The sequence below is a fragment of the Loktanella sp. SALINAS62 genome (genome assembly GCF_018263905.1).
In the GTDB taxonomy this organism is placed as follows: domain Bacteria; phylum Pseudomonadota; class Alphaproteobacteria; order Rhodobacterales; family Rhodobacteraceae; genus Loktanella.
On record NZ_JAAFZU010000030.1, the window covers coordinates 87753 to 98579 of the forward strand.

A 10827-nucleotide genomic window follows, 5' to 3' on the forward strand; every position below is an offset into this window, starting at 1 on the left:
TGTTAAGTCCTCAAGCGGTGGCTAACGAATTGAAAAAAAGGAGAATGGCATAGAGACATGCCGCAAAATTCACTCAAACCCTATCAGTATTCTGCCATACCGCAACTTTTTAATGGTCTCGTGGGCAACCTGCTGGGTGGCGTAGGCTTGGTGACCATGTCGCACGCCGTCCAGGCGAAAGGCGCCAGTTAGCAACAGTTGGCGCGCACCTCTTCGGGCGGCGGCAACTCCTCCTCCGTCTGCGCGGCAATCTGATCATGGGTCTGCAGCACCGCTTCATCGGTCACGCTGGCCTCGATCTCGCGCATCAGGAAATTTAGCCCGTAGCGTCTTCGCGGGCCACGTCAGTGGCTTGTTCGACGATCAACTGATGTGCGGAAAACAACAAGATTTGAGCTGCTGACACGGTCAAAAAAACCATTTCAATTCATAGAACTATTTTTCAAACGTCCTATTTTGCACACTCCTGCAACAGACCCCTTGATGGTCCAACGTGGAACCTCGCCAAAATCTTGCGCGTTTAGGTCCATGCAAAGAGGAGGTTTCCGATGACCAGATTGATGACATGCACCGCACTCGCCGCAGTGTTCGCGGTCCCGGCTTTTGCACAGGACGACGCGCCTGAGGTATCTTATTGCGAACAGGCGTTCGCCCCTGCAGATGCGAACAGCGATAACATGATCGACAGCGAAGAGGCTATCGCCGCCCGCGAACGTCAGTTCGCAGACATCGACGTGAATGCTAACGGTGCAATCACGCGCGATGAATGGACGACCTGCACACAGAGCGCCACCGACGGGCGTACCCTGACCGCCGCCCCAGAAGATCTGTTTCCCCAACTGGATACTGACAGCAGCGACGACATTTCACCGTCAGAACTATTTAATAACACCCGAAATGCCTACGAGGATGTCTGGGTCAAAAACCACACGCGCGACGAATGGGACGATCCGATGATCGCGATGCCCTCTGGCATCACGAATGAGCAAATGCGCGAGTGGACGTCCGAAGAATATTTCGCGCAAGTCGGCAACACTTACGCCATGACAGATACGGATGACGACGGTTCCGTCAGCCGCGATGAATTCATGGACCGCGCCCAAACCCACATGATGGACATCTCCAAGGTCAACTCCCGCTTCGACGAGATGGACGCCGATGCAGATGGCAGCGTGACAAATGAAGAATTCAACAACGCAGCGCAGGCGCGCGTGGATGATGCGATGCGCGACATGGACATCTCTGGCGAAGACGGGGTTCCGGTCGTGATCTGGTTTGCGACGTCGATGTAACCTGCCTGACTAGTCAACCGTCCGTCAATTGACCCGACGTACTCATCCGCATCGATGCAGTTTGTCATCAAAACAACGACGACCCCGATCAGGGCAAATGTCAGGATCGGGGCCACGTTCAACGCGGCCAGCGCTACGACACCAATCATCATTCCGACCTCAATTGGTGCCTTCGTGCGCCGATATGGTCGTGTCTCGAACGGCGATAGAACAATCAGTTGTTCCTGCTCGACATGGCTGACGATGTCTTCGGGCGCTCCCTCCAGAAGTAAAGTATCGCCAACCGCCAGTTTCGCCGTCGACCGTGGATCAATCCTGGCCATAGATAACTGACCTGAACCCCAAATTCCCTCCTTTGGGCAAATGAGTCCGGCGATTTCCGTGGTCAAAATATCCTTTTCGTTCCGTCCTGATGACTAGGTGTTTTTCTGCCAGAATCCTACGTCATCGACGCGGGTCAGGCGCAGCATGGTATCATAAGTGTGTGGGTTGCCGCCCGCGACCGGCGCGGGCGATGTGATGTCGTCACCCAACGGAAATGGCAGGACCTTGCCGCCCGCCTGTTCGATCAGGCAATAGGCTGCCATGCAGTCCCACGCGCTCATCCTTGGTTCCAGGTAGCCGACCAAACGCCCCGCCGCGACCCATGCCAGCATCAGCGCACCAGAGCCATATCGCGTCCAGCTCGCACCCGCCGCCATCAGGTCAGCCAGCATCACGCCGACCTTGTCCGCAGAGACACGATCGTTTGCGCCGACGCCCAGCAGCCCTGTCGTGAGGTCTAGGTTCTCGGATACTCGGATCGGTTCCCCATTCAGACGCGCGGGAATGCCGCGTGCGGCGGTATAAGTTTCACCCAGCATGGGCGCGACGATCACACCGATCACCGGGCCGTCAGCATCGCAGGCACCGATCGACACGCACCAGCCTGGCAGTCCGGCCAAATAGGGTGCCGTGCCATCGATTGGATCGATTACCCATGTCAGGCCGGATGTGCCGGGGGTCACGCCATGTTCCTCACCCAGCAGTGCATCGTCGGGAAACGCCGCAGCGAGCGCGTCGCGGATCAGCGTTTCGACCTCGCGGTCCGCTTCAGAGACCATGTCCTGCAAGGTCCGTTTCGCTTCGATATGAAGCGTATCGCGGTCGTGAAAATAACGCAGTGCAAGCGTGCCCGCGCGCGCTGCGATGTCTTTGGCTGCATCCAGGCGACGCGCCAGTTCAGTGGTATCCATGATGACTTTCATTCGATAAGGGCAAGTCCGCGAGACCGAAAGCCGAGCGTGACAGATGTTCCGGGTGAGAGGGGTATGTCGCCTTCCGCATCGACGGCGAACAGAGAGCCGACAGACGTGTCGATCTCGTATTCAAGATGGTCCCCCAGATAGGCTGAAGACGCGATGCGGCCCGCAAATGGACCTTGTCCTTCTTGGACCGTAATGGCGTTGGCGCGCACGGACAGCTGTGCCGGCCCGACGGTGGCGCTGCGAGCGGGGACCTGCTGGGTCAAGTTTCCGACGCGCACCTGAGCGATGCCATCCATGACCTTTTCGACTGTGCAGGAAATGACGTTCGATTCTCCAATGAAATCGGCAATAAATGCTGATGCCGGTTGTTCGTATAATGCACGCGGCGCGCCTTGCTGGGCGATACGTCCGTCCTTCATCACGACGATCCTGTCTGATACCGCCAGCGCTTCCTCCTGATCGTGGGTGACATAAACTGCGGTAAATCCAAGTCGTTGTTGCAACTGTCGGATTTCAGTCCTGACGCGCCTGCGTAGTCGCGCATCTAGGTTCGACAGCGGCTCATCCAGCAGCAGCACCTGCGGTTCCAGAACCAGCGCGCGAGCGACGGCGACACGCTGCTGTTGTCCACCGGACAGCTCTGACGGTAACCGTTCCCCCATGCCATCCAGCCCGACCAGATCCAGTCCCTTCTCAGCTGCATCACGGGCAGGACCGGATTTCATGCCGCCCGATTCCAGCCCATAGGCGACGTTTTGTGCAACGGTCATGTGAGGAAACAGCGCGTAGGACTGAAACACCATCGATACATCGCGCCGGTTGGCTGGCAGGTTCGTCACATCCTCACCCCCGATCAAGATGCGCCCCGCGGTTGGGCTTTCCAGTCCCGCCAGCATCCGCAGGGTTGTGGTCTTACCGCAGCCGGACGGGCCAAGCAGCGTTACAAGTTCGCCCGGTTCGATCTGCAAGGTCAGGTCAGGAATGGCCGTGAAAGCGCCGAACTTCTTTTGCACGTTCTGAAAGGCAACGGCGCCGCGTCTTTGGGTCGTCATGTCGGGACCTCTCGGGGCTTGATCTTGGGGATAGGTTCGATACGGCGGCGCAGGCGACGTTCACCGACCAGCAGCTGAAAGGTGCCGATGACCGTGATCATCACGACGATCAGGACGGACGAATAGGCAATCGCGATCCCGTATTCGCCGTTTTCGACCAGTCCCACGATATAGGCAGTGGCCAAGTTGTATTTTGCCGACACCAGAAAAATCACTGCCGAAATGGACGTGATCGCCCGCACGAAGGAATAAACCAGAGCAGCGAGGATCGCAGGCCGTAACAGTGGCAGTATCACCTTGCGCAGCGTTCTGGGCGATGATGCACCAAGCGTGAGCGATGCCTCGTCCAGTGACCCATCCAACTGCGCCATCGCTGCGATGCCGCCCCGCACACCCACGGGCATGTTCCGGAACACAAAGCAGAAGATAAGGATCAGCGCGGTTCCCGTCATTTGAATCGGCGGCAGGTTGAATGCCATGATGTAGCTGATCCCGATCACCGTGCCGGGGATTGCAAAGCTCATCATCAAGGCAAATTCAAAGATGCCGCGTCCGGGGAACCGCTGGCGCACGATCAACCATGCGGTCAGCAGACCGACGGCGGCCGTAAGCGGTGCCGCGATCAGAGCGATTTCCATCGTCGTCCAGAAACTGTTCCAGGCAACGCCAGTCCACGCAATGCCAGTCCACGCAATGCCGCCATCAAATGTAACCGAGAATGCGCGCGCGTAGTGTTCCAGTGTCAGTGTATGGTCCAGCCCCCAGGTTTTCACAAAGCCGCCGAACAGGATCATGCCATAGACGAACACGGTAAAGGCCGCCCAAAGCACCACGATCGCGGTCATCGGCCAGGCCAAACGGCGGGGCAAAGCGGCATGATTGCCGCCATCCCCCTTGCCCGATACGGTGGCAAAGTTGCGCCGCCCCAACCACAGCCGCTGTGCGAGAAACGCCGACAGGGTGAAACCCAGCAACACCGTCGCCAGCACCGCCGCGCGTGACGGATCGTGCTGCGCGCCGACCACGGCAAAGAAAATCTCTGTCGACAGCACGCCGCCATTGCCGCCCAATACCAGCGGGTTGCCGAAATCAGCCATCGATTCAATGAAACTGATCAAAAAGGCGTTTGCGATCCCCGGTGCCATCAGCGGCAGAGAGACACGGCGGAACGTGCGCCAGCGCGTCGCGCGCATGGTCTGGCTTGCTTCTTCCATGGCGGGGCTGACGCCTTCCACGACGCCGATCAGGATCAAAAAGGCGATGGGCGTGAACGATAGCATCTGTGCGACCCAGATTCCGGTCAGGCCGTAGATCCAGCGGCCCAGTTCCCACCCGGTCGTATCTTCGATGAATTCGGTGACAAACCCCGCGCGGCCCAGCATCAACGTCAGTGCCAGACCAATTACGAACGGCGGCGTGATAATCGGCAGGACGGTCAGCAGCCGGATGCTTTTCTTGAACGGAAGTCGCATGCGCGTGGCGACAAGCGCGAATGCCAGTCCCAGAAACGTGGTGCCAGTCGCCGTGCAGATCGCCAGAAAGAACGTGCGCCATGCGACCCCGCATCCACCGGTTCCCGTCACGCACCCCAGGCTCCAGATGTTTGGATCACCGATGTTGCGGGCCACACCGGCGGCTGTAAAAGAGCCGTCGTAGTCCTGAAACGCGCCGGTGAACATTGACAGCAGCGGATAGAATACGAACAGCGTGACCAGCAGGATCAATAGGGTGATCGACCCGATGACAAAGGCGTCGCCCTTTAGCGCGCCGCGTTCCGCAAGGCCAAAGGCGATCATGGCGGCAAAGCACAAAAGTATGCCGACAGCACCGGCGCCAAAAGCCTGTTGCCCAGCCACGTCGCCCAGCATTTCCAGCGCGCCCCAGTTCCAGCCGCGCAGTCCGACCGATAGCCCCTGGATCACCATCCAAGTGATCCCAGCCGCACCGGTCAACGCCAGCCATCCGCCCCGCTGGCCCGCAGGACGCGTGAACCTCAAAATGGCGGCAATGGCGATCAGCAGCGGCACCGGCCACAGCCACCACTGGTCCAACTGCGTCAGTCCAGGCCATGTGCGATCGTCGCTCAGGTAGCTTCCCACCCAGTCGAGCGTGAAAAAACCGCCGCGCAGGCGATACCATGGCAACACGGCAAAGCAGATCAGCGCGGCGATGAACAAGACGTCCAGCCGTCGATTGTCACGATTCATGTCGTCAGCCTCCGGACGAAGGTGCGAGAGGGCGCAGCCGCCCTCTCTTTCGATTATTCGGCTGCGACTCCGCCGACCTCGTCGACCCAGCGGGACAGCAGGGCTGTGCGACGGTCGGCACTGCCGTATTCCGCGAAATCATAGTCGATCAGATTGATCGTCGAGATGTCGGGGGCTGCCTCGGGGGCTTCAGCGTTGATGTTCGACGGGATCTGGAACGATCCTGCTTCCGGCATGATGGACTGCACCTCAGCGGTCAGAACCCAATCGTAAAATGCTTTTGCCTCGTCCGGGTTCTGCGCGCCTTCGATCATCGACATCGAACCAATCTCGTAGCCGGTCCCCTCGCACGGGGCGACCACCGCGATAGGGAAACCCTCTTCGGCCTGGGCGACCGCATCGTGCATGAACACAATCCCAAGCCCGGCCTCGCCGCGCGCGGCGGCCTTTACCGGCGCAGAGCCCGATTTGGTATATTGCGATACGTTGGCATCCAGCTCGCGCATGAACGCAAAAGCCTCGTCTTCGCCCATAAGCTGCACCAGTGTCGCCAGCGCGGTATAGGCGGTGCCGGACGAATTCGGGTCGGCCAACTGGATTTCGCCTGCCAGTTCTTCGTTCAACAGGTCGGCCCAGCATGCAGGCGGGGTCAGGCCGCGCTCTTCAAAGATTTCGGTGTTGTAGCCCCAGCCCAAAGCACCCGAATAGACGCCGACCGTGCGGTAGCCCGACGTTTCCGCCTGACTGATCGCCCACGGCTGTAACTGCTCCATCATCGGCGATTGATATTCGGCGGTCAGTCCATCGGATGCAGCCTGCAGATGCGGGTCGCCGGTGCCACCCCACCACAGGTCGGTCTGTGGGTTACGGCCTTCGGCGCGAATTTTGGCATATGCTTCTCCGGACGACAGGCGCACCATGTTGACGTCGATGTCGTGGTCCGCTTCGAATTCCGACACCAGTCGTTCGCAGATCACCACGTCGGCCGAACAGATCAGATTCAAATCCTGTGCGGCCGCGGCAGTGCCTGCGGTTGCGGCAACAGTTCCCAAAAGGGCAAGTTTAGCTTTGGTCATGTTGGGTCTCCCTTCCCTGAACCTGTGCGCCTCCTCCCGAGGATTGCACAGCTGTGCATCAGGCTGGTCCCGACTCGGGTCACTTGTCAAATAAAAAGTTTCGGCGTGACTATTTTACTTTAATCCGGCAGATTTCTTCTTGCTGCACTGCTGTGCAGTCATGTTACAATAAGACGACGAAAGCAGGAGCTTTGGATGCGATCGAATGGTGCCGTCAGCGCGCGAGATGTAGCAGAGGCCGCAGGCGTTTCACGCACCGCGGTCAGTCGCACATTTACGCCCGGCGCCAGCGTGGCGCCAGCAACGCGTGCCAAGGTCATGGCCGCTGCAGAGCTGCTAGGCTATCAGGTTAACAACCTTGCCAGAGGCCTGACGCGTGCCGAAAGCGGTCTGGTCGCGCTGATCGTGGCCGAACTTGAAACGCCTTATCGTGCGTTGCTGGTCAGTGCGTTGACGTCCAAGCTTCAGGCCGCAGGCAAGGTCGCGATGATCATCAACACCGACCGATCCGATGCCAGCGTCGATGCCGCACTGCGTCAGGCGATCGGCTATCGCACGGATGCTGCGATCGTTCTGTCCGGCATGCCCGATCGCGCATTGGCAGAGCTGTGTCAGCGTAACGGTCTGCGGCTTGTGTTGATTAACCGTGACGAAGAGCTGCCGGGCGCCGTCCGCATCCGGCTGGACGACGAGCAGGCCGGGGCGACCGCCGCCAGAACCCTGCTGCGGGTCGGCTGCAAGCGTCCCGCACTGGTCATGTCTGCGTCAGCGACGGTCAGCCTGGCCGCGCGCGCACGCGGATTTCTGGATGCACTGTCGGGCGAAGGTATCGACCCGATGGTGGCAATCGATGGGCCGACGCACTACAAAACTGGGCTGGCGTTAGGGACCGACATCCTGTCCCGCGCTGACAGGCCGGATGGCGTTTTCTGCGTCACCGACCTGATCGCCTTTGGCGTGATTGACGCCGCGCGGCAGCGGTTCGGCCTGCGCGTTCCAGAGGATTTGTCCGTGATCGGTTTCGACGACGTGCCGCAGGCCAGTTGGGAAGCCTATAATCTGACCACATTCCGGCAGCCAATCCCGGGCATCGTGGATGCGTGCGTCGACTGGTTGTCGCGACCTCTTGACGAAACATCGGCGAAAACCGTCTATCTGTCCGCCGACATCACGTGGCGCACGTCTGTTCTTTCATTGTCGCAGCGTGCGACTTCAACAACGGCCTGACCTTGGGCTACGGTTGCGTGAAAGCCATTCCCTCAACCGAAACAGCACACCGAAGCTTTGTCAGGTGACGCTTCATTGAACTGCCGCGTATTTTGATAATCGACTTTTCCTTGAAACGGATACTGCGGAAGCTTCAATGCAAGGTTCCAAGACGCGCTTTTAGCCGGTGAGGTCTTATCCGCGCGACGCGAGGTCCAGATCCTGATCGAGAAGTGGCGCCGCCACGACAACACTGTCAGACCGCACAGCGCTTTGGGATACTGTCCACCGGCACGCGAAATCATCGTACCGATAGACCAAAGACCGACCATGCACTAACGTTCAAACCGGACCACTCAATGGGGGCAGACCACGCTGCTCTTGCGTGGACGTCTGCCGCATCGCCAAGCCGCCTCACGTCCAGATCACCCGGGAACACGGGCACGCGTGCCTCTATCCGCTGAAGCGGACCATGCAGCCGACGGAGAAGACATGAGCTACGGCATCTATATCGGGCGCAACCATACCTCGGACGGCCACGCCTGGCTGGCTGGTTACGGTGACGAGCCGTCGAGCCACTGGCTCGAAATCGCGGAGCGCGCCGATCACGCGCCGGGTGCCACGATCACCGTTGGCGTCGGACCCGAAGCTGACCTGCCGGGACAGCGGAGCGATATCCCGCAGGCCCCCCACACCGCGCGGCATCTGCGCGTAAGCTACAGCTACTATCTTGGCGTGCCCGCGCCCATTACGAATGGCGGCCTGAACGAACATGGTGTCGCGGTCCGGGACATCTGGTCGGCCTCTCGGCCAGAGCTGATCGCGATGACACCTGCCGACCAGACCGGCCCGAACTACTCTGACCTCGCCCGTATTGTGCTGGAACGCGCCCGCACCGCACGAGAGGGCGTCGATCTGATAGCGGCGCTGATCGCCGCGCATGGATACTCTGATTACGGTGGCAATTCGCACATCATCGCCGACCCGCACGAGGCATGGGTCGTCATCCAGTTTTCCGGCGGTAAGGGGCTTTGGGTCGCCGAACGGCTTGGCCCTGACGAGATCCGCGCATCGCGTCCCGGCTTTGTTGGCATTGTCCCAACTGAGCCGGATGAACGGATACTTTATCCGGAACATTTCATCACGACGGCCGTGGATCTGGGCTGGTTCGATCCAAGTAGCGGTCCATTTGACGTCAACGCCATTTATGGCGACGGCAAAGGGCCGTGGCAGGGTGCAATCTGGGTCGAGACCGAGATGCGCAAGCGCGCCGCGAGCGAGGCGAAGATCACACGCGAAGACGTATTCTGGTCGATTTCGAATTCCGTTCTGACCGGCGACACCGCAGGATACGGTCAGGTTGTGCCACTGGTCCATCCGCCATTCGCCGAGTTGCGCATGATGTGGCACGCCGCGATTGGGCCGGTCGCAGCGCCGCTCATACCGGTCTTTATGGGTCAGACGAACATCCCCGACGAATATGCCTGCCATCGCTATTTGACGACTGGCGAATCGTCGCGGTTTCTCGATTGTCGCATGCAGGCGGTGGCTCCCGAAACGGTCTCGCAGGTTGCGCAGGGCGTGGAGGTGTCAGACTCCGCCGTGTACCAGTTCAAACGCCTGATGCATCTCGCCTTTCAGGACAAAGCGATCCTGCAACAAACATGGGATCACTGGCGCCGCATGGAGCAAGGCCTCGCGCAAGAGGTGCCCGAGGTTTTGAAAAGCGCCGAAATTCTACTGCAAGCGGATCAGGCCCATTTAGCGCGCCGCCTTTTGACCCGCGAAAGTCAGGCATGGCTGCAAGGTGCGTTAGGCGACTGCAAGCTTCTTGTTGATGCCGGGCTCACTGTTCTGCGCATGTCCAAGCGTCTTAATCGCGGCGGCCCACCAATATCACCGAAACAGCTATGGTAATCGTGATCCATGTGGTTTTTCAATGCAGGCCGGGCGGCCGTGGGATTGCAACGCAGGTCAAGCAAGCCGTAGCAGATGTCCGGTCCGGTAACGTCGCACCGCAGCGTTTGTGATCAATGGCCGGTATGGGCCGGCAAGGCATCCAAACTCACCGAACGACGCGCCCATTTGGGCAGGATGTTCGAGGTAAACCGGATCTTCTCGGCAGGATCGAGTGCATCCATCCGATCGCGCACTTTGGGCCGCTGGACATCCAGCGCACCAATCCCCGTCTGGATCTTCCGCTCTGGGCCAAACCCATGCCGCACAATCCGTTGGCGACCATCCTCCAGCTGCTCATCGGCAAAGCTTGCTACAAACGCGTCGGCTTCAGCTTTCAGCGCTTCTGACAGCATCCGTCGCGCGCCTTCACGCGCAAGCTCCGTCAAAGGGTCCGCTATCGATTCAGATTGGCGAAAGGGTAGGATCGTTGTATCGGTCTTCATAGGCGTATCGCTCCTCGTGAGGTTCTGGTTGGCTTTGACACCACCACGATACGCCGCCTTTCAAATCACGCCATCACCCAAATTCCCGCATAGCTCTCGGGAAGCTCCTGCCCTCCCCTTCTGATTGGCCGACATGGCGCGCGGGCTCAGCGGTCAGGCAGCCGTCCCATCTGTGGCACATCTCTGCCACGCGTCGGAACAGTTTTGCGGGATCACTATTCAAACCGTCGTTGCACACCTACCTCCGCAGCAGCAGCGGCAGTGTCGGCAAGTGGGGAAGCGTCTTGGATTACATCTACATCGTGGCCGGGTTGATCGGCCTCTTCTTCGGCGGCGAAGCGCTGG

Annotated in this window: 7 protein-coding genes and 2 pseudogenes; 4 read left to right on the plus strand and 5 right to left on the minus strand. The window is 59.6% G+C overall.

Annotated features, from left to right (window positions below):
• Nucleotides 1–548: 548 nt before the first annotated feature.
• Nucleotides 549–1292, plus strand: coding sequence for a hypothetical protein (locus tag GZH79_RS11515; RefSeq protein ID WP_211643935.1), 744 nt, complete (start codon nucleotides 549–551; stop codon nucleotides 1290–1292).
• A gap of 416 nt (nucleotides 1293–1708) precedes the next feature.
• Here the strand turns inward: GZH79_RS11515 and GZH79_RS11520 are convergent, their stop codons facing one another.
• Genes GZH79_RS11520 through GZH79_RS11535 form a run of 4 tightly spaced genes read right to left on the minus strand, consistent with a single transcriptional unit; the run spans nucleotide 1709 to nucleotide 6874 of the window.
• The gene (locus GZH79_RS11520; protein ID WP_211643936.1) at nucleotides 1709–2527 is read right to left on the minus strand and encodes an inositol monophosphatase; all 819 of its coding nucleotides are present in this window, start codon (nucleotides 2525–2527) and stop codon (nucleotides 1709–1711) included.
• A gap of 8 nt (nucleotides 2528–2535) precedes the next feature.
• Nucleotides 2536–3591: an ABC transporter ATP-binding protein gene (locus GZH79_RS11525; RefSeq protein ID WP_211643937.1), complete on the minus strand. Its 1056-nt coding sequence runs from the start codon at nucleotides 3589–3591 to the stop codon at nucleotides 2536–2538.
• The gene (locus tag GZH79_RS11530; protein ID WP_211643938.1) at nucleotides 3588–5798 is read right to left on the minus strand and encodes an iron ABC transporter permease; all 2211 of its coding nucleotides are present in this window, start codon (nucleotides 5796–5798) and stop codon (nucleotides 3588–3590) included. Before GZH79_RS11530 ends, GZH79_RS11525 begins: the two co-directional genes overlap by 4 nt.
• Nucleotides 5799–5851: 53 nt before the next feature.
• Complete coding sequence (locus tag GZH79_RS11535) at nucleotides 5852–6874, minus strand: ABC transporter substrate-binding protein (protein ID WP_211643939.1); 1023 nt, start codon at nucleotides 6872–6874, stop codon at nucleotides 5852–5854.
• Between the two features lie 195 nt (nucleotides 6875–7069).
• Between GZH79_RS11535 and GZH79_RS11540 the strand changes: the two genes are divergently transcribed.
• From GZH79_RS11540 to GZH79_RS11550, 3 genes and pseudogenes are all read left to right on the plus strand, one after another.
• Nucleotides 7070–8101 carry a LacI family DNA-binding transcriptional regulator gene (locus GZH79_RS11540; RefSeq protein WP_211643940.1) on the plus strand — a complete coding sequence of 344 codons (1032 nt, stop codon included), beginning with the start codon at nucleotides 7070–7072 and terminating at the stop codon, nucleotides 8099–8101.
• A 114-nt stretch (nucleotides 8102–8215) separates the two neighbouring features.
• Nucleotides 8216–8419, plus strand: a pseudogene (locus GZH79_RS11545) (transposase); the annotation flags it as partial.
• A gap of 153 nt (nucleotides 8420–8572) precedes the next feature.
• Nucleotides 8573–9997, plus strand: coding sequence for a C69 family dipeptidase (locus tag GZH79_RS11550; RefSeq protein ID WP_211643941.1), 1425 nt, complete (start codon nucleotides 8573–8575; stop codon nucleotides 9995–9997).
• Nucleotides 9998–10131: 134 nt separating this feature from the next.
• Here GZH79_RS11550 and GZH79_RS11555 read toward each other — a convergent pair.
• A pseudogene (locus tag GZH79_RS11555) lies at nucleotides 10132–10482 on the minus strand (IS256 family transposase); the annotation flags it as partial.
• Nucleotides 10483–10827 lie beyond the last annotated feature (345 nt).

What these genes read in the sequence shown, in the direction of transcription:
- GZH79_RS11525 (WP_211643937.1), bottom strand. Translation starts at nt 3,591, where the DNA reads ATGACGACCCAAAGACGCGGCGCCGTTGCCTTTCAGAACGTGCAAAAG.
- GZH79_RS11535 (WP_211643939.1), bottom strand. Translation starts at nt 6,874, where the DNA reads ATGACCAAAGCTAAACTTGCCCTTTTGGGAACTGTTGCCGCAACCGCA.
- GZH79_RS11530 (WP_211643938.1), bottom strand. Translation starts at nt 5,798, where the DNA reads ATGAATCGTGACAATCGACGGCTGGACGTCTTGTTCATCGCCGCGCTG.
- GZH79_RS11515 (WP_211643935.1), top strand. Translation starts at nt 549, where the DNA reads ATGACCAGATTGATGACATGCACCGCACTCGCCGCAGTGTTCGCGGTC.
- GZH79_RS11540 (WP_211643940.1), top strand. Translation starts at nt 7,070, where the DNA reads ATGCGATCGAATGGTGCCGTCAGCGCGCGAGATGTAGCAGAGGCCGCA.
- GZH79_RS11520 (WP_211643936.1), bottom strand. Translation starts at nt 2,527, where the DNA reads ATGGATACCACTGAACTGGCGCGTCGCCTGGATGCAGCCAAAGACATC.
- GZH79_RS11550 (WP_211643941.1), top strand. Translation starts at nt 8,573, where the DNA reads ATGAGCTACGGCATCTATATCGGGCGCAACCATACCTCGGACGGCCAC.